Below are 18,558 nucleotides of genomic sequence, written 5' to 3'. Positions count from 1 at the left end.
CGGCCCAGCATTACAACTGCACCAACCGCTCACGCAGAAAATTCACAAATCCCTGCACCGGCCGCGCCACCTGCCGGTGCTGCGGGTACACCGCCGACAGCTGCAACGCCGGTGTCACCCACTCATCCAGCACCGTCACCAAACGCCCATCCGCCAACGCCTGCCCAACGATAAAGGTCGGCAAATAGGTCACCCCCATCCCGGCAATCGCCGCATCCCGCAGCATCTCACCGTTGTTCGCCCGCATCCGCCCGGAGACCTGGATCGACTGGGCCTTGCCACCCTGCCTGAACTGCCATTGCACCTGCCGCGAATGCCCATAAGGCAGGCAGTCATGCCCGGCCAGTTGTTCCGGCCTGGTCGGTACGCCCCGTGCCGCAAGGTACGCGGGGCTAGCGCAATACACCCGCTCGACGTCGGCAATGCGCCGCGCGATCAGGCTGGAGTCCTCCAGCGCACCAATCCGCAGCGCCAGGTCATAACCCTCGCCGATCAGGTCCACCGCGCGGTCACTCAGGTCCACCTCCACATCCACCTGCGGATGCAGCTGCAGAAACTCGGTCAGCAGGCACCCCAAGTGCGCCATGGCAAACGACAACGGCGCGCTCAGGCGCAAGGTGCCACGCAAGGCCTGGGCCTGGCCGCTGATGTCGTGCTCCACCTGCTGCACTTCGCCCAGCAGGCGCAGCGCCGACTGGTAATAGTGCTGGCCCAGCGGCGTGGCATCCAGGCGCCGGGTGGAGCGGTTGAGCAGGCGCACACCCAGGCGCTCTTCAAGCTGCATCAGGCGCCGGCTGACCGATTGCTTGGACATGCCCAGGCGGTCGGCGGCGGCGGTGAAACTGCCGGCCTCCATGACCTGGGCAAAGATCCGCATGTCTTCGTAAGGGTTCATTGTCTCGCTCTTGGTGACAGTCAAACGTTTTATAGCGGCTTTTTCCCATCACTGCATCTCCCTAATCTACACACAAGTCGCAGCGATGGCCCAGCAGGCCAGGCAAGACGCCCATTACCAACACTTGCACAGAAAAGGATTCGCTCATGAACATTGTCCACAAAACCCTCACCGCCTCCCTTCTGGCCCTGTCCGTTTCCAGCGCCTTCGCTGCGGGCAGCGCCGGTGTCGAGCAACACACCCAGGCCTTCCTCGAAGCGCTGGAACAAGGCGGCGGCAAGCCACTGGAGCAGCTCAACCCGAAAGACGCCCGTGCAGTGCTGACCGGCGCCCAGGCTTCGGTAAAGGTCGACCTCTCCGGTATCGAGGTGAAGGAACGCACCATCCAGGCCAATGGCCAGTCGATCAAGCTGCAAGTGGTACGCCCGGCCAATGCGCAGGGTGAATTGCCAGTGTTCATGTTCTTCCATGGTGGCGGCTGGGTGCTCGGCGACTTCCCGACCCACCAGCGGCTGATCCGCGACCTGGTGGTCGGCTCCGGTGCGGTGGCGGTCTATGTCGACTACACCCCGTCGCCGGAAGCGCACTACCCGACAGCGATCAACCAGGCCTACGCCGCGACCCAGTGGGTGGCCGAGCACGGCAAGGAAATCGGCGTGGACGGCAAGCGCCTGGCCGTGGCCGGCAACAGCGTCGGCGGCAACATGGCGGCGGTCGTGGCGCTGAAGGCCAAAGAGGCCGGCACCCCCGCCCTGCGCTTCCAACTGCTGCTGTGGCCGGTGACCGATGCCAGCTTCGAGACTGCGTCGTACAAGCATTTTGCCGAAGGGCACTTCCTGACTACAGGGATGATGAAGTGGTTCTGGGACAACTACACCACTGATGCCAAGGCGCGGGAGCAGATCTACGCCTCGCCGCTGCGGGCCAGCACTGAACAGTTGAAAGGCTTGCCGCCGGCGCTGGTGCAAACCGCTGAGTTCGACGTACTGCGCGATGAGGGTGAGGCGTATGCCCGCAAGTTGAATGCTGCCGGTGTGACGGTGACCTCGGTGCGCTACAACGGGATGATTCATGACTATGGCTTGCTCAACCCGCTGAGCCAGGTGCCGGCGGTCAAAGCGGCAATGCGACAGGCGGGCACCGAACTTAAAGTGCATCTGCAGTGAGTCGATGAGCAGAAGACCCGCCAAGGCGGGTCTTTTGCTTCTATTGCGGAAATGGCCCGCACGCTTCAATGAATCTGCCATCGGTGCGGCTATCTATGGCACCGTCCGCCCCTGGCCTTTGTTCCTCACGGCCCCGGCATTCAAGGAGCATCACTATGCTCACCATCCGCAACGCGCAAGACCGCGGCCTGGCCTTCCATGGCTGGCTGAAGTCTTTCCACACCTTCTCGTTTGGCCATTACCGCAACCCGGACGAGCAAGGATTCTCCGACCTGCTGGTGATCAACGACGACCGCGTCATCCCTGGCAAGGGCTTCGGCGAACACCCGCACCGCGACATGGAGATTTTCTCCTACGTGCTGGAAGGTGCGCTGGAGCACAAGGACACGCTGGGCACTGGTTCGGTGATCCGCCCGGGCGATGTGCAACTGATGAGCGCCGGCCATGGCGTGGCGCACAGCGAGTTCAACCACAGCCAGGCACAACCGGTGCACTTCCTGCAGATCTGGATCGTGCCGAACGTGCAAGGCGCCACGCCGCGTTACCAGCAACAGCATTTCAGTGCCGAAGAGAAGCGCGGCAAGCTGCGCTTGATCATCTCGCCAGATGGCGCCGAGGGCTCGTTGCAGGTGCGCCAGAATGCGCGGGTGTATGCCGGCTTGTTCGACGGTGACGAGCGTGCCACCCTGACCCTGCCGGAAAACCGCCATGCCTATGTGCATGTGGCCCGGGGCAGTGTCGAGCTCAATGGGCAGGTACTGAATGAGGGGGATGGGGTGCGGGTGAGGCAGGAACAGGTGCTGGAGCTGAGCAATGGGGCGGATGCCGAGGTGCTGGTGTTTGACCTGCGGCCGCATGAGTTGCCTGGTATGCCGTAAGGCAGGTCAGGCCCTTTCGCGGGTAAACCCGCGAAGAGGCCGGCAAATCCAGCTCAGGCCTCAAACCCTTCGACAATGATCACCTCGGCCTTCGCCACCCCCTGGCGATGGCTGCACGCCTCCTGGTACAGCTCGGACCGGTAACACGCCAGCGCCTGCTCGTACGAATCAAACTCGATCACCACGCTACGCTGAGGGGTAGGCCGCCCTTCCATCGCCTCGCTGCGCCCGCCACGGGCCAGGAAGCGGCCGCCGAACGCCTTGAAGGCAGCCGGGGCGCGCTGGGTGTACTGCTGGTATTGCTCGGGGTCGGTCACGTCCACATGGGCGATCCAATAGGCCTTCATGCGCTGCTCTCCTGTTACGGCGATATTTGTGTATGATGGTATACCATAAAAATCACCCCACCACAGTGAGCGTGCAACATGGCTTTCAACACCGTCGAGGAACTTCTCGAGGACTACCGGCAAGGCAAGATGGTCCTGCTGGTGGATGACGAGGACCGCGAAAACGAAGGCGACCTGCTGATCGCCGCCGAGCGTTGCGACGCCCAGGCCATCAACTTCATGGCCCGCGAAGCGCGTGGGCTGATCTGCCTGACCCTGACCGACGATCACTGCCAGCGCCTGGGCCTGGAGCAGATGGTACCGGCCAACGGCAGCGTGTTCAGCACCGCGTTCACCGTTTCGATCGAAGCGGCAACCGGCGTGACCACGGGTATTTCCGCCGCCGACCGGGCGCGCACCGTGGCTGCGGCCATGGCCCCGGACGCGCGCCCCGAAGACCTGGTGCAACCCGGCCACATCTTCCCCCTGCGCGCCCGCGAAGGCGGTGTGCTGACCCGTGCCGGCCACACCGAAGCCGGTTGCGACCTGGCGCGCCTGGCCGGCTTTACCCCGGCCTCGGTGATCGTCGAGGTGCTGAACGATGACGGCACCATGGCCCGTCGCCCCGACCTGGAAGTGTTCGCCGCCCAGCATGGCATCAAGATCGGCACCATCGCCGACCTGATCCATTACCGCCTGAGCACCGAGCAGACCATCAAGCGCATCGGCGAGCGTGAACTGCCGACCGTGCATGGCACCTTCCGCCTGGTCACCTATGAAGACCGCATCGAAGGGGGTGTGCACATGGCCATGGTCATGGGCGACATCCGCCGCGAGCAGCCGACCCTGGTACGGGTGCACGTGATCGACCCGCTGCGTGACCTGGTCGGCGCCGAGTACGCCGGGCCGGCCAACTGGACGCTGTGGGCGGCGCTACAGAAAGTGGCCGAGGAAGGCGCTGGCGTGGTGGTGATCCTGGCCAACCATGAGTCCTCGCAAGCCCTGCTCGAGCGCGTGCCGCAGCTGACCCAGCCGGTGCGGCCTTACCAGCGCGGGCAGTCGAAGGTGTACTCGGAAGTGGGCACCGGCGCGCAGATTCTGCAGGATCTGGGCGTGGGCAAACTGCGTCACCTGGGGCCTCCGCTGAAATATGCAGGGCTGGCCGGTTATGAGCTGGAGGTGGTGCAGAGCATTCCCTTCGAACCTGGGGTGATGGGCTGACAACACCCCTCCATTGATGACGCTGGCCCTTGCAGGAGCGGCCTTGTGTCGCGATTGGGCCGCAAAGTGGCCCCATCAATACTTGTTGCGAGGCTGAGAACCTGGGGCCGCTGCGCGCCCCAATCGCGACACAAGGCCGCTCCCACAAGAGACCGTGCAAGCCGTCATATCTGGGTAATGACTTGCTTCAAGCGCTCGCTCGCCGGCGCCGGCCGCCCGTACAGATAGCCCTGGAAGTGCGAACAGCCCTCCGCCGCCAACCGGCGCATCTGCTCTTCCGACTCCACCCCTTCGGCCGTGGTCTTGATCATCAGGCTGTTGGACAAGTCGGTAATGGCGCGGATGATCGACATCGCCTCGCGGCTGTCACACATGTCGTGCACGAACGACTTGTCGATCTTGATCCGATCGAACGGGAACGAACGCAGGTAGCCCAGCGATGAGTAACCGGTGCCGAAGTCGTCCAGCGAAATGGAGACGCCCAGGTCCTTCAGCGCACGCAAGGTACGCACGTTTTCCTCGCTGTTGCCCAGCAGCACCGATTCGGTAATCTCCAGCTCCAGCCGCCGCGCCGGCAGGCCCGAGTCGGCCAACGCCAGAGCGACGATGTGCACCAGGTTGCCATTCTTGAACTGCACCGCCGACAGGTTGACCGATACCGTCTGCTCGCTGTCCCAGCTGGCCGCCTCCTGGCAAGCCAGGTTCAGCGCCCGGGTACCGAGTTCGTGGATCAGCCCGGTTTCCTCGGCAATGGGGATGAAGTCCATGGGCATGACCATGCCACGGGTCGGGTGCTCCCAACGCAGCAGCGCCTCATAACCGGTGACGCTGCTGGTCTGCTGGTCGACCACCGGCTGGTAGTGCAGCTGCAACTGGCCCAGGTGCAGCGCAGTGCGCAGGTCGGTCTCCACCAGGCGGCGCTGTCGGGCGGCAACGTCCAGCTCGACGTCAAAGCACTCGTAGCGGTTACGGCCGTTACGCTTGGCCTCGTACAGCGCCATGTCGGCATAGCCCAGCAGTTGCTCGGCCTGGTCGTTGTCATCCGGGGCAATGGCAATGCCGATGCTCACCCCTACGGTGAACTGATGCCCTTCGATCTGGAACGGCGGGCAAATGGCGTTGATCAGCCGCTGCGCGGTGTTGCACGCGGCCTCGCGGCCCTCCAACCCGGTCAATACCACGGCAAACTCGTCGCCACCCAGGCGGGCCAGGGTGTCGTGCTCGCGCAGCTCGCGGCGCAGGCGCTTGCCCAGGGCGCGCAGCAGCTTGTCGCCAAAGGCATGGCCCAGGGAGTCGTTGATGTTCTTGAAGTTGTCCAGGTCCAGGCACAGCGCGGCGGTCAGCTTGTCGTTTTCACTGCCGCGCACCAGCGCCTGGCGCAGGCGCTCATGGAACAGCGTGCGGTTGGGCAAGCCAGTGAGCGCATCGTGGTGCGCCATATGGTGGATCTGCGCATGCGCGGCCAGCTCTTCGGTGGCGTCTTCGGCAACGAACAGCACGTAGTCGGCCTGGCCCTCGCGGTTCTGGCTGAGCAAAGTGCGGCTGCGCAGGGTGCGTGGGCCACAGGCGGTGTCGACACGGGTTTCGGCGGCATGACCCTTGGCGCTGCGGGCGCCACGCGCCAGCTGCTGCTCCAGGTAGTCGGCAGCGGCGGGTGCCAGGCAGTCCCCGGGCAACTGGCCGATCATGCTGCGCTGCGGCCCGCCGAACAGGCGCTCGGCCTGCTGGTTGGCCAGCAGGATGCGCTGGCTTTCCAGGTCCTGGACGATAACGCTGGCGGGGATGTTGGCAATTACCGAATCGAGAAACTGCGACAGCTTGGCCATTTCCTGGCTGTACTGCTCGGCCAGTTCCTTGGCTTGCAACAGTTCCTGCTCCTGGTGGTGGCGCTCGGAAATGTCACGGGTAACCTTGGCGAAACCCACCAGTTGCCCGGCATCGTCGTACACGGCGTCAATCACCACATGGGCATGGAAGGCCGAGCCGTCCTTGCGCAGGCGTGAACCAATTTCCTCAAAGCGCCCGGTGTTACGCGCCTGTTCCAGGTTAAGCCCAGGCAATCCGGCCGCGCGCTCGGCATCGGTGTAGAACAACGAATAATGCTGGCCGACGATTTCCTCGGCATGGTAGCCCTTGGCGCGCTGGGCACCGGGGTTCCAGTTGGCGACGATACCTTCGGGGGTAAGCAGGTAGATGGCATAGTCCACCACGCTCTGGATCAACAGCCGGTACATGATGTCGGGGCTTGCGACTAGCGACATGAACTTTACCTGAACCTTCGAAGGGCATTGAAAAGGACCCCGGCCAGTGACGGCCGGGTCTGGGACAGCGTTGATGGCATTATGCCGCTCACGGCGATTTTGTGAAGTGGCTCACAAAAATGCCGCTAAACCTTTTCAACGACGAAAGAAGCCGGGCAACCCCTCAATGGCAGGCGCCGGTCACCAGGAAATTGAGCAAGTCCGGTTCATCATCCAGGGCAATGGCCTGTGCCGGGCGCGACAGGTTTGCCAGTACCGCGTTGCAGAACGCCACGGCGGGCGGGTCCTGTGCATAGCAGCGCAGCAGCCAGTCGCCCTCACCGCCCAGCAGTTGCAACGCCACTGCCTGGCCAATGCCCTGGCGGCGGTACTTTTTCAGGATGAACAGGTCGGCCAGCTCCAGCGCGTTGATACCCGGCAGCTCGCTGCGTTCTACCAATACGAAGCCAGCGATGAAACCGTCCGCCAGCACCAGGTAGGCGCCCCAGCCGTCGTCCTGCCAGTAGCGCTGCAGGTGCTCGTCGTGGACGTAGAAGCGGCCGTCCACTTCGACGTCTTCCTGCTCCCAGTCGGAGGAGTCGTACGAGTAGAACTGGTACAGGTTGCGGATCAACGGGGCCTGGTCGGCAGTGGTCGGCAGCAGCGCGATGGGCAGCATGATGGGACGGGGCTCGGGTAAAAGCTGAATTCTACCTTGCGCAATACCTGAAAGCTGCCGCGATCCCTGTAGGAGCTGGCTTGCCGGCGATGGGCTGCACAGCAGCCCCAATGGCTCTGACCATGGCCATTTGGCTCGATGCGTTGACGTTATTTTCACATTGCGCAGATTAGCGTCACGCCCTTTCCGGCCACGGGCACATCCACTGGCCGCCAAGGTACGACGAGGCATACGTGTCACACACTACATCCCCTGCCGCGCACAAGCGCGTGGACTGGGCCGGCCTGGGCTGGCTGTTGCTGTTCTTCTGGTACTTTTCTGGCGTGACCCAGGCGTTGCTGCTGTTCAGCGGTACCACCGGCTTCGCCGGCTTTCGCGATGCATTCTTCCTCAGCAGCCTGTGGCTGGCCCCAGTGCTGTTGCTGCCCCGCTTCACCCGCGCCACTGCGGCAGTCATCGGCCTGGTGCTGTGGGCCGCATCGCTGGTGGGCCTGAGCTACTTCGGCATCTACCGCCAGGAGTTCTCGCAAAGCGTCATCTTCGTGATGTTCGAATCCAATACCGCCGAGGCCGGTGAGTACTTCAGCCAATACTTCAGCCTCTGGCTGGGCCTGGCGCTGCTGCTGTACACGCTGGTGGCGGTGCTGCTGTGGAAACGTGTGCGCCCGGTCAGCCTACCGCTGCGCAGCCGCCTGCCAGTGGTGGCATTGCTGCTGGTGGCCAACCTGGTATACCCGTTCTACAAGCAGATGGTCACCCAGGAGCGCAGCTTCGCCGACGCGGCCGAGAAAGTGCAGCAACGCATGGAGCCCGCCGTGCCCTGGCAGTTACTGGTCGGCTACCGGCAGTACCGCCAGCAACTGGACAACATGCAGGAGCTGCTGGCCCAGAATGCCGCACTGCCGCCCCTGCAAAACCTGCGTGACAGCAGCGGTGCTGCGCCTCGCACCCTGGTTCTGGTGCTGGGCGAGTCCACCACCCGCGAGCACATGCACCTGTATGGCTACAACCGCGACACCACGCCCAACCTCGACGCGCTGGCCGCCAGCGACAAGGGCCTGACGGTGTTCCGCGACGTGGTGTCGCCACGCCCGTACACCATTGAAGTGATGCAGCAGATCCTCACCTTCGGCGACGAGCAGAACCCGGACCGCTTCCTCACCGACCCGTCGCTGATCAACCTGATGAAACAGGCCGGCTACAAGACCTTCTGGATCACCAACCAGCAGACCATGACCAAGCGCAACACCATGCTCACCACCTTCTCGCAGCAGACGGACGCGCCGGTGTACCTGAACAACCAGCGCAACCAGAATGCCAGCCAGTATGATGACGTGGTGCTGGCGCCGTTCGAGAAGGCCTTGCAAGACCCTGCGCCGAACAAGTTCATCATCGTGCACCTGCTGGGCACGCACATGGACTACCGCTTCCGCTACCCGAATGATTACGCGCACTTCACCGACAACCAGGGCGTACCAGGCAAGCTGACCCCGGACCAGGTAGAAACCTACAACTTCTACGATAACGCGGTGCGCTACAACGACTACGTGGTGTCGAGCCTGATCAAGCGCTACTCGGCCGGCAGCCCCAACGGCTTCCTGCTGTACCTGTCCGACCACGGTGAAGATGTGTACAGCTCCGGCAACCACGACCGCCTGGGGCGCAACGAAGGCGCGCCGACTCGGCCGATGTACACCATCCCGTTCCTGCTGTGGACCTCGCCAAGATGGCAAGCCGAACACCCTCGCGACTTGCAGGCGATGGCCAGCCGCCCGTACAGCAGCTCGCACCTGATCCACACCCTGTCCGACCTGGCCGGGCTGAGCTATGACCGCTTCGAACCGGCCAAAAGCCTGGTGAACCCGCAATTTGTGGCAACACCGCGCTGGATTGGCGACCCGTACCGCAAGGATGGCTTGCGTGAGTTCGACCAGCTGCCGCTGGACAAGGCCGAAAAGGTGCAGCAAACGGCCAGTAGTGGCAAAGAGCATGACGGCAAAAGCCTGAACTGAAGGTTTTTGCGGTTGAGATGGCTGGGGGCGCGTTGCGCCCCTTTCGCGACACAAGGCCGCTCCCACAGGAATGCGCTCCCCCTGACATGCGCGCTTTCCTGTGGGAGCGGCCTTGCGTCGCGATGGGCTGCAAAGCAGCCCCCAAGGCCCCATGCTTCACCACATAAATTAAATTTAAATTGATTTTAAATTAAGCCTGCGCCACGCTCTGTCCATCTCCTTGATCCGTAGAGCACCCCGCCATGTCCACAGCCCCCCGCGAACCGCGCAAGGACGGCGCCGCCACCCGCACCCGCATTCTAGAAGCCGCCGGCGAGCTGTTCGCCGCGCTCGGCTACGCCGAAACCAGCAACAAGGCCGTGGCTGCCAAGGCCGAGGTCGACCTGGCCTCGATCAACTACCACTTCGGCAGCCGCAACGGCCTGTACCTGGCCGTACTCGACGAGGCCCGCCAGCGCTTTCTCGACCTCAGCGACCTGCAACGCATCACGCAAGGCAACCAAGCGCCAGCCGAAAAGCTGCGCGTGCTGGTGGAACTGGTGGTGCACAAGGCCACTTCAGCGAGGGACAACTGGCACCTGCGGGTACTGGCCGCGGAAATCCTCGCCCCCAGCCCCCACGGCCAGGCACACCTGCAGGCCGCTGCACCGCTGCGGCTATCGCTGCTCAAAGGGCTGTTCAGCGAAATCAGCACCATCCCTGTCGACGACCCCGCCCTGACCCGCTGCATTCTCTGCGTTACGGCGCCCTGGGCGATGCTGCTGATCGGCCCGCGCGGCGGCGCCGGGGCGCTGCACGAAATTCTGCAAATGCCCGGCGAGGCGGTTGCAGCCCAGTTGTACCGCTTTGCCCTGGCAGGCCTGCAGGATGCAGGCCGCCAGCATGCCCAGGCCCACGCCACACACCGTTGAGGTCAGCCCCATGCAACCAACATCCACTGATACCTCCCCCGCCGCAGCGGGCGCACAAACCTCCATCCCGCTGCTGATGGCCGCCCTGATGCTGGTGATGTTCCTGGCCGCACTTGACCAGACTATTGTCTCGACCGCGCTGCCGACCATCGTCAGCGACCTGGGCGGGCTGCGCTGGCTGTCGTGGGTGGTCACCGCCTACCTGCTGGCTTCCACGGTGGTGGTGCCGTTGTACGGCAAATTCGGCGACCAGTTCGGCCGCAAGCGTGTGCTGCAGGTCGCCATCGTGTTGTTCCTGCTGGGCTCGGTGCTGTGTGGCGCCGCGCAGGACATGGCCCAGCTGATCGCCTTCCGCGCCCTGCAAGGGCTGGGCGGCGGCGGCCTGATGGTGGTGGCGATGGCCGCCATCGGTGATGTCATCCCACCTGCCGAACGTGGCCGCTACCAGGGCCTGTTCGGCGGCGTGTTCGGCCTGGCCACGGTGGTGGGACCACTGATTGGTGGCTTCCTGGTCGAGCACCTGTCGTGGCACTGGATCTTCTACATCAACCTGCCCCTGGGCCTGCTGGCGCTGCTGGTGATCGGTAGCGTGTTCCGCCCGCACGTGGCCTTGGTGCGGCATGCGGTGGATTACATCGGCGCGTTCTTCCTTACCGTGGCACTGGGCGCCCTGGTACTTATCACCAGCCTGGGCGGCAGCCTGCTGGCATGGCAATCGCTAGACATGCTGTGCCTGTCGCTGTTCGCCCTGATCGGCCTGGTCGGCTTTGTCCTGGAGCAGCGTCGCGCCGCCGAGCCGATCATGCCGCTGCACCTGTTCCGCCACCGTACCTTCGTACTTGCCGGGCTGATCGGCTTCATCGTCGGGGTTTCGCTGTTCGGCGCGGTCACCTTCCTGCCGCTGTACATGCAGGTGGTGAAGAACGCCACGCCCACCAGCGCCGGGCTGCAGATGCTGCCGCTGATGGGCGGCCTGCTGGTGGTATCGGCGATTACCGGGCGGCTGATCAGCCGCTGGGGCCGCTACCGGGTGTTCCCGATCCTCGGCACCCTGTTGCAGGTAATTGCCCTGGCCCTGCTCAGCCGGCTTGAACTGGACACCCCCATGGCGCTGATGAACCTGTACATGGGCCTGCTGGGTGCAGGCCTGGGCATGGTCATGCAGGTGCTGATTCTGGCGGTGCAAAACAGCGTCGACCTGCGCCACATGGGCGTAGCCACCTCCGGGGCCACGTTGTTCCGCTCGATTGGCGGTGCCATCGGCGTGTCGCTGTTCGGCGCGCTGTTCTCGCATGCCTTGCTGGGCGGCCTTGCCAGTGACTTCAGCGCCAGTGCCGGGTCGCCGGCCAGCCTCTCGCCAGCCGCCGTGCATGCCCTGCCTGCAGCGCTGCAGCACAGCTACCTGCAGGCGTTTTCCATGGCCATGCATGGCGTATTCCTGTTGGCCGGGGTGATTACCAGCGTGGCCTTCGCGCTGTCCTGGCTGCTGCGCGAAGTGCCGCTGCGCAAGGCCGCACAGGCGTGATCAATGGTTTACCCGGCACGTGTAAAACGCCATGCTTGGCAGGTCTTTGGAATGAGAGATGCCCATGCTCACGGTGCAGGACCTGATCGATATCGAACTGCTCAAGTTGCAGGCCGTGGCTGGCGCGGCCGGCACCGGCAGGCTGATCACCTGGGCCCACACCGTCGACCTGCCAGACCCATGGCGATGGGTGTCGCCGGGCGACCTGGTGATGACCACCGGCGTCGGCTTGCCCAGCGCCCCGGCAGACCAGGTGAGCTGGCTGGAGCAGTTGGTGCAGAGCAACCCCAGCGCCCTGGTGGTCGCCCCCCGCGCCGACGCCCCGGCGCTTTCCAGCGCGCTGCTGGCCGCCGCTGACCGGCTGCTGTTCCCTGTGCTGCATGGCAGTTTCGAGCTGGAGTTCGTGAAGCTGTCGCACTACGTGATCGAAAGCGTGCTGCAGGCCCAGCGCGAGCGCTTCAACGCCAGCGAGCGGCTGTTCCAGACCTACGCCGATGCCTTGCGCAAAGCCCCGGACATGGCCGGGCGCCTGACCATCCTGGCCGACACGCTCGGCCTGGACCTGGCCATCGAAGACGCGCCCAGCGGCGTTACCGTGGTCGAAACCCGCCAGGCCGCACAAGTGCCCCCTGAGCGGGTCGAACGCATCCCCATTGCTGGCCGCGCCCGCGCCAATTTACTGATGGCACGCAAAGGCACGCGCACGCAGGATGATTCCATCCTCGTTCGTTCGCTGGTCGGCTTGCTGGGGGTCGAACTGGAACGCCTGATGATCCACCGCGACCAGCAGCGCGAAGAAGGCGCGGCACTGCTGCGCAGCCTGCTCGACAGCGAGACGGAGTTCAGCCTGGCGCGGCCAATGCTGGAGCGCCGTGGCCTTGCCGGCACCCTGGTAAGCCTGGCAATCAGGCCAGGCAGCCACGGCCCGTGGAGCAGCGCCGACATCCATCAGGCCCCTGCCCTGCACCATTGCACGCCTTTGCTGCTCGATGACAAAGGCCTGCTGCTGGCGCTCAGCCGGGACGACGCGCCAAGCCTGACGGCGCTGAGCCACAACCTCGGCGAGGGCACGCTCATTGGTATCAGCGGGCCGATCGCGGCGGCCAGCGGTTTTCGCGAGAGTGTGCGCCAAGCCCGCCTGGCGCTGACCCAGGCCGAGGAAAATGGCGCGCAACAACTGCGCTATGGCGAAGCGGAAACCGGCCTGATCATGGCACCCAAGTCGCTGGCCGAGGCGCGGGCGCTGGTTGGCCGTTACCTGGGGCCGTTGATCGAGCACGACCGCAGCCAGGGCGCGGCGTTACTGCAGACGTTGGTCACCTTCCTGCACAACGACGGCAACTGGAAGGCCACGGCCTATGATTTGGGGATTCACCGGCAAACACTGGTGTACCGGCTGAAGCTGGTGGAGCAGCTTTCCGGCATCAAGCCGACCACCACCAGTGGCATTGCGCGGTTCTGGATTGCGATCCAGGCGGGGAAGAATACCGACCTGTTCGAGCATCTGGCTTAAGTTTTTAGGGGCGCGACCTTGCCGGGGCGCCGGACCGCTCGGATGGGTTACAAAGCAGCCCCAAAATCAAGAAGCAAAGCACTACCCGACCGTTCATCGGGATGGTAGATTCGCCGCCATGAAAACCACCCGGCACACTCGCACGCTGACAGCCTGGACGCTCTATGCCAGCGTCCTGTTCAGCCTGTTGCTATGCGGCCTGCACCATGGCCAGATGGGCGGCCTGCGCCTGGCCGGGCTGGAGGGCGGTTTCTGCTCGGTCAACAGCGAACACGGCGTGGCCATCGACCTCGATGGCGCTGGCGGTGACCAGCACATGGCCCAGCTCGACTGCCCGGTGTGCTCCTCGTTCGGCCTGGCCGTACCGCTCAGCAGCAGCGGTTGGTCATTCACCCCAGCGCAAGCCGTGGCCACCTCGCCCATCGTCGTGCGCAGCTGGGCGCAACCGCCGCCGCGCTATCAACGCCCTGCCCTCAACCCTCGCGCCTCCCCCGCCGTCTTCCTCGCCGCCGTACTTCATTTCGCCTGACCTCAGCCGGGTGCGCTTGCCTGCGCGCTCGCCGTCAGCCATCAGCTTTGCGTGGAAGACACACCAACATGCTTCGCAATACCTCCCTGGTGCTCCTCATGGGCACCTGCAGCTATGCCTGGGCGGACAGCGCCCCGTGGAACTCAGCGCCACTACCATCGACGGTGAACGCGACGCCGCCAGCGGCGTGCAACTGGACGAGCCGATCCGCACCGGTTCACGCCTGGGCCTCACCGCGCGGGAAACACCCGCCTCGGTCAGCGTTTCAGACCGCCGCCTGATCGAAGAACGCGGCGCCAAGGACAGCCAGGACGTGATCAACGCCATGACCGGCGTAAATGCCTCGGCCAACCCCGGTTTTGGCGGCTTCGTCTCCTACCGCGGCTTCACCCAGAACCAGGTAACCCAGTTGTACAACGGCATCAACCTGGGCTACAGCAGCGCCACCCGGCCGGTGGATGCCTGGGTACTCGACCGCGTCGAGCTTATCGGCGGGCCGTCGTCGTTCCTGCATGGCGCAGGGGCGGTAGGCGGGTCGATCAACTACATCACCAAGCTTGCCAGCCGCGACCAGCAGATCATTGATGGGCGTATCCGCTATGGCAGTTTCGACGACAGCGAGGTGGCGTTCGGCATCAACCAGGCGCTGGCCAGCAACCCCGCCGATGCCCGCCACTTCATGCGCCTGGACTTCAGCCGTGGCCACGGCAACGGTTACATCGACCGCAATGAACGGCACACCGACAGCCTGGCCTTCTCGCTGCTCAGCGACCTGGCGCCCAACCTCACCCACACCCTGGCGCTGGAGTACCAGGAAGACCGTGAAGACAGCCCCTACTGGGGTTCGCCGATCCTGCCCGGCCGCAGCACGATGAAAATCGACAACAGCCGCCGCTTCGAAAACTACAACGTCGGCGACGGCCGCTATGAACAGCGGGTGCGTTGGCTGCGCTCGATCCTCGATTACCAGCTCAGCGACAGCACCAGTGTGCAGAACACGCTGTACCACTACAACGCCCAGCGCGACTATCGCAACCTGGAGCGCTACAGCTACACCAGCGACGGCAAGGTACGACGCAGCAGCCCCTACCTGCAGCGTCACGACCAGAACCTGCTGGGCGACCGCATCGAACTGCGTCACGACAACCAATTGTTCGGCCTGGCCAGCCAGTGGTCGCTGGGGTTGGAATACTCGCGCATGCGCCAGACCCTCTATCCCACCTCAAGCAGCTGGAGCGATGTGGTCGATGCCGACCACTTCGACCCAGGCAGTTTCGATGACATCCCTGGGGTAAATGCCGGCCTGACCAAGCAGCGCCGCCACGAGGTAAGCAACCGCGCGGTGTTTGCCGAAAACCGCCTGCAACTCACCGAACGCCTGGCCCTGCTGACCGCCCTGCGCTACGACTACCTGGACATGGAGGTGACCAACTACGGCGCGGTTACCCCGACCTCTCCGGCGTTCTTCGAGCGCCGCTGGGAACCGCTCTCCGGGCGTATCGGCCTGACCTATGCACTGACGCCCTCGGCTAGCGTCTACGCGCAGTACAGCAGTTCCGCCGACTTGCCGGCCGGCTCACTGGCGGCAGCCACCTATTCCAACGTGGGGTTGTTCGACCTGTCCAAGGGCGAGCAGTGGGAAGTGGGCAGCAAGTTCGACTTTCTCGACGGGCGCGGTGCGGCCACGCTGGCGCTGTACCAGATCGTGCGCAAGGACTTTGCCGTGCGCGACGCGAACGACGCCAACCTCACGGTCCAGGCCGGGCAGCAGACCTCACGCGGTGTCGAACTGTCCGGGCGCCTGCAAGTGACGCCGAAGCTGCTGGCCGAAGCCAACTACGCCTACGTCGATGCGCAGTACGATGAATTCAACGAAGCGGTCAACGGCGTGTCGGTGTCGCGCAAGGGCAATGCGCCAGTGAACGTACCGGCCAATGTCGCCAACCTGTGGCTCACCTACAGCCTGTCGCCGGCATGGTCGGTGGGCGCCGACGGGCGCTACGTGGGCTCGGTGTATGCCGACAACGCCAACAGCCTCAAGGCCCCGGCCTACACCCTGTTCGGCGCGTTCGCCCGCTACCGGCTGGATGAACACACCACGCTGACCGGGCGGGTGCGCAACCTGACCGACGAGGTGTATGCCAAGCAGGCCTACAACAGCCAGTACTACATGGGGCCACCACGCACCTTCGAGCTGGCGTTGGACTTGCGCTTCTGAGCGCATGGCCTGCCGGCTTTCGCGGTCACCTGTAGGAGCGGCCTTGCCGGGCCGCTCCTACAAGAGATCGCGTTAACCGATCAGGTCGGTGATAAGCTGCCACACTCAGCCGGTTCACGAAGACCCGGTCACCGCTGCATCAAGGAAGTCCCCGTGTCAAAGCCGCTCTCCCCCCTATACCTGGCCACAGCCCTGCTCACCCTCGCCGGCTGCCAATCCACCCCCTCGGACAACCCCAAGGACCAGGTCGATCCGCAAGCGTTCAAGGCCTTCACCGTCGACATGCAACATGCCCTGCAACTGAGCATCGCCACCGCCGTGACCGGCGAGCAAGTGGGGGCAGTGACGCTGCAGGTCACCCTCGACCGCAACAGCGCCCCCACCGCCTGCAAAGCCCGTGTAGAGCCGTTTAAATACGGTTCAAAGCTGCCCGCCAATGTGCAGCCATCCGACCACAAAGCCTTGGCCGCACTGGTCGAGGGGCTGTGCTGGAAAACCATCTACCCAGTGGTCCCGGCCGCGTTGTTCAAAGGCGAAGCCACCGTCGACATGCGCGCACCCATCGTCGTCGAGCTGCCCGGCTCGGTCCAGGCCCCGAGCAGCGCCCGGCTCAAGGCCAACGCCCAACGCGAATTCTTCTGGCAGCAGTTGTTCCGCAATCAGCCGGTAAACAGCATCGGCCGGGCTGCGGTGTTCTACCAGGCTGACGCCAAAGGCCAGGTCGATGGCTGCCTGGTGCAGTTGTCGCCCACCCCGCTGCGCAGCGCCGACTTCCGCCTCGATGGCAACCTGCAGGCGCAGCTCAACAGCCGCTGCATGCAGCTGAACCTGCGCCAGATGCCCGGCTTCAGTACCAACGAGCAGGGCAAGGCCGAGGGTTACAGCGAAATGGATTACGCGCCGTGGAAGGTCGGCCGGCCATAAACCCCGGCAACGGTTGAATCAGGTATCCCGAGGTCGCCCTCGAAAAAGCAACTCCCAGCCCCCGGCTATCTACTGGCAAGCACAACAATGATGGCGCGGCCCGACCGCGCCACTTCAATCATGCCTGCCAATGGAACCGGAGAGCACTCGCATGTCCGCACCTCATGAGGTATCCCCCGCCACCCTGCGCCGGGTGATCGCCGCCTCGGCCATCGGCAATTTCGTCGAATGGTTCGACTTCGCCGTCTATGGCTTTCTCGCCACCCTGATCGCCAGCCAGTTCTTCGCCAGCGAAGACGCCAGCGTGGCCTTGCTCAAGACCTTTGCGGTGTTCGCCGTGGCCTTCGCCCTGCGCCCATTGGGCGGTATCGTGTTTGGCGCCCTGGGCGACCGCCTGGGGCGCAAGCGCATCCTGTCGCTGACCATCTTGCTGATGGCCGGCTCCACCACCCTGATCGGCCTGCTGCCGACCTACGCCAGCATCGGCCTGGCCGCCCCGGCGCTGCTGACCCTGGCGCGCTGCCTGCAGGGCTTTTCTGCCGGTGGCGAGTATGCCGGGGCCTGCGCTTACCTGATGGAGCACGCGCCCAACGACAAGCGTGCCTTCTATGGCAGCTTCGTACCGGTCTCGACCTTTTCCGCCTTTGCCTGCGCGGCGGTGATCGCCTATGGCCTGGAAGCCAGCCTGTCGGCCGAGGCGATGAATGCCTGGGGCTGGCGCATCCCGTTCCTGATCGCCGCACCGCTGGGGCTGGTCGGGCTGTACCTGCGCTGGCGCATGGAAGAAACCCCAGCGTTCCGCGAGGCCATCGCCCAGGGCAAGGAGCACGAGCATTCACCGCTCAAGGAAACCCTGCGCCACCATGGCCGGGCGATTCGTAACCTGGGGGCGTTCATTTCGTTGACTGCGCTGTCGTTCTACATGTTCACCACCTACTTCGCCACCTACCTGCAGCTGGTTGGCAATCTGACCCGCGCGCAGTCGCTGCTGGTGACCACCGTGGCCCTGCTGTTCGCCGCCGTCGGCTGCCCGCTGGCCGGGGCGTTCTCGGACCGGGTCGGGCGGCGCAAGACCATCGGTTTCACCTGCCTGTGGGTAATGCTGTGCGTGTTCCCGGCGTACTGGCTGGCCAGCTCTGGTTCGATGCCGGGCGCGCTGCTGGGGGTGATCCTGCTGGCGGTGGGGGCGCTGTGCAGTGGCGTGGTCACGGCGGCGCTGCTGTCGGAGAGCTTCCCTACCCGCACCCGCTACACCGCTTCGGCGATTACCTACAACGTGGCCTACACGCTGTTTGGCGGCACCGCGCCGCTGGTGGCAACCTGGCTGATCGGGCAGACCGGCAGCAGCCTGGCACCGGCGTTCTACCTGGTGGTGATTGCCTTGGTGGCATTGGTGGGGGGGTTGGCATTGCCGGAGACTTCGCGGATTTCGTTGCATGATGAAGCTGGGGTTGAGGGTGCTGGGGCTGTAGCTCGACGCGCCACTTGAAGTTAAGAGGCTGCTTTGCAGCCCTTTCGCGA

14 protein-coding genes and 1 pseudogene are annotated in these 18,558 nt (G+C 64.4%); 11 read left to right on the top strand and 4 right to left on the bottom strand.

Features of this window, described 5'->3' with window-relative positions; all coding sequences use genetic code 11:
- Positions 1–10: 10 nt before the first annotated feature.
- A complete protein-coding gene (locus ABE456_RS03820) occupies positions 11–895 on the bottom strand; it encodes a LysR family transcriptional regulator (RefSeq protein ID WP_346642776.1) in 885 nt (294 codons plus the stop codon).
- Positions 896–1,041: 146 nt separating this feature from the next.
- On the opposite strand from ABE456_RS03820, the gene ABE456_RS03815 reads away from it, so the two are divergent.
- On the top strand, positions 1,042–2,061 hold the full coding sequence (locus tag ABE456_RS03815; protein ID WP_346642775.1) for an alpha/beta hydrolase: 1,020 nt from the start codon (positions 1,042–1,044) through the stop codon (positions 2,059–2,061).
- 155 nt (positions 2,062–2,216) lie between these two features.
- Positions 2,217–2,939 carry a pirin family protein gene (locus tag ABE456_RS03810; protein WP_346642774.1) on the top strand — a complete coding sequence of 241 codons (723 nt, stop codon included), beginning with the start codon at positions 2,217–2,219 and terminating at the stop codon, positions 2,937–2,939.
- Between the two features lie 53 nt (positions 2,940–2,992).
- On the opposite strand, the gene ABE456_RS03805 is transcribed toward ABE456_RS03810, so the two are convergent.
- Complete coding sequence (locus ABE456_RS03805; protein ID WP_346642773.1) at positions 2,993–3,286, bottom strand: DUF1330 domain-containing protein; 294 nt, start codon at positions 3,284–3,286, stop codon at positions 2,993–2,995.
- Positions 3,287–3,364: 78 nt separating this feature from the next.
- Here ABE456_RS03805 and ribBA point away from each other — a divergent pair, with 78 nt between their 5' ends.
- Positions 3,365–4,486 (top strand): bifunctional 3,4-dihydroxy-2-butanone-4-phosphate synthase/GTP cyclohydrolase II, encoded by a 1,122-nt coding sequence (gene ribBA / locus ABE456_RS03800; protein ID WP_346642772.1) that lies wholly within the window; start codon positions 3,365–3,367, stop codon positions 4,484–4,486.
- 164 nt (positions 4,487–4,650) lie between these two features.
- Here ribBA and ABE456_RS03795 read toward each other — a convergent pair whose 3' ends face one another.
- Positions 4,651–6,747, bottom strand: a complete 2,097-nt coding sequence (locus tag ABE456_RS03795; protein WP_346642771.1) for an EAL domain-containing protein — start codon at positions 6,745–6,747, stop codon at positions 4,651–4,653.
- A 163-nt stretch (positions 6,748–6,910) separates the two neighbouring features.
- Entirely contained in the window at positions 6,911–7,405 is a 495-nt protein-coding gene (locus tag ABE456_RS03790) for a GNAT family N-acetyltransferase (RefSeq protein WP_346642770.1), read from the bottom strand.
- 233 nt (positions 7,406–7,638) lie between these two features.
- Here ABE456_RS03790 and ABE456_RS03785 point away from each other — a divergent pair, with 233 nt between their 5' ends.
- The 8 genes and pseudogenes from ABE456_RS03785 to ABE456_RS03750 all read left to right on the top strand — a co-directional run bounded on the left by ABE456_RS03785 (position 7,639) and on the right by ABE456_RS03750 (position 18,526).
- Positions 7,639–9,417: a phosphoethanolamine transferase CptA gene (locus tag ABE456_RS03785; protein WP_346642769.1), complete on the top strand. Its 1,779-nt coding sequence runs from the start codon at positions 7,639–7,641 to the stop codon at positions 9,415–9,417.
- Positions 9,418–9,659: 242 nt separating this feature from the next.
- Entirely contained in the window at positions 9,660–10,328 is a 669-nt protein-coding gene (locus tag ABE456_RS03780) for a TetR/AcrR family transcriptional regulator (RefSeq protein WP_346642768.1), read from the top strand.
- A 10-nt stretch (positions 10,329–10,338) separates the two neighbouring features.
- Complete coding sequence (locus ABE456_RS03775; RefSeq protein WP_346642767.1) at positions 10,339–11,853, top strand: MDR family MFS transporter; 1,515 nt, start codon at positions 10,339–10,341, stop codon at positions 11,851–11,853.
- A gap of 58 nt (positions 11,854–11,911) precedes the next feature.
- Positions 11,912–13,366 (top strand): PucR family transcriptional regulator ligand-binding domain-containing protein, encoded by a 1,455-nt coding sequence (locus tag ABE456_RS03770; protein WP_346642766.1) that lies wholly within the window; start codon positions 11,912–11,914, stop codon positions 13,364–13,366.
- A 118-nt stretch (positions 13,367–13,484) separates the two neighbouring features.
- Positions 13,485–13,895, top strand: a complete 411-nt coding sequence (locus ABE456_RS03765; protein ID WP_346642765.1) for a DUF2946 family protein — start codon at positions 13,485–13,487, stop codon at positions 13,893–13,895.
- Positions 13,896–13,963: 68 nt separating this feature from the next.
- A pseudogene (locus ABE456_RS03760) lies at positions 13,964–16,113 on the top strand (TonB-dependent receptor).
- A 153-nt stretch (positions 16,114–16,266) separates the two neighbouring features.
- On the top strand, positions 16,267–17,037 hold the full coding sequence (locus ABE456_RS03755; protein WP_346642764.1) for a hypothetical protein: 771 nt from the start codon (positions 16,267–16,269) through the stop codon (positions 17,035–17,037).
- 151 nt (positions 17,038–17,188) lie between these two features.
- Positions 17,189–18,526, top strand: coding sequence for an MFS transporter (locus ABE456_RS03750; RefSeq protein ID WP_346642763.1), 1,338 nt, complete (start codon positions 17,189–17,191; stop codon positions 18,524–18,526).
- The last annotated feature ends 32 nt before the right edge of the window (positions 18,527–18,558 follow it).

This window comes from Pseudomonas sp. TWI929 (assembly GCF_039673335.1).
In the GTDB taxonomy this organism is placed as follows: Bacteria; Pseudomonadota; Gammaproteobacteria; order Pseudomonadales; family Pseudomonadaceae; genus Aquipseudomonas.
The sequence above is the reverse complement of the archived record's forward strand: the minus strand, read 5'-3'. Positions and strand labels throughout refer to the sequence as shown.

Coding starts and splice junctions, on each gene's coding strand:
- ABE456_RS03810 (WP_346642774.1), top strand. CDS start 2,217: ATGCTCACCATCCGCAACGCGCAAGACCGCGGCCTGGCCTTCCATGGC.
- ABE456_RS03805 (WP_346642773.1), bottom strand. CDS start 3,286: ATGAAGGCCTATTGGATCGCCCATGTGGACGTGACCGACCCCGAGCAA.
- ABE456_RS03820 (WP_346642776.1), bottom strand. CDS start 895: ATGAACCCTTACGAAGACATGCGGATCTTTGCCCAGGTCATGGAGGCC.
- ABE456_RS03795 (WP_346642771.1), bottom strand. CDS start 6,747: ATGTCGCTAGTCGCAAGCCCCGACATCATGTACCGGCTGTTGATCCAG.
- ABE456_RS03780 (WP_346642768.1), top strand. CDS start 9,660: ATGTCCACAGCCCCCCGCGAACCGCGCAAGGACGGCGCCGCCACCCGC.
- ABE456_RS03775 (WP_346642767.1), top strand. CDS start 10,339: ATGCAACCAACATCCACTGATACCTCCCCCGCCGCAGCGGGCGCACAA.
- ABE456_RS03790 (WP_346642770.1), bottom strand. CDS start 7,405: ATGCTGCCCATCGCGCTGCTGCCGACCACTGCCGACCAGGCCCCGTTG.
- ABE456_RS03770 (WP_346642766.1), top strand. CDS start 11,912: ATGCCCATGCTCACGGTGCAGGACCTGATCGATATCGAACTGCTCAAG.
- ABE456_RS03765 (WP_346642765.1), top strand. CDS start 13,485: ATGAAAACCACCCGGCACACTCGCACGCTGACAGCCTGGACGCTCTAT.
- ABE456_RS03815 (WP_346642775.1), top strand. CDS start 1,042: ATGAACATTGTCCACAAAACCCTCACCGCCTCCCTTCTGGCCCTGTCC.
- ribBA (WP_346642772.1), top strand. CDS start 3,365: ATGGCTTTCAACACCGTCGAGGAACTTCTCGAGGACTACCGGCAAGGC.
- ABE456_RS03750 (WP_346642763.1), top strand. CDS start 17,189: ATGTCCGCACCTCATGAGGTATCCCCCGCCACCCTGCGCCGGGTGATC.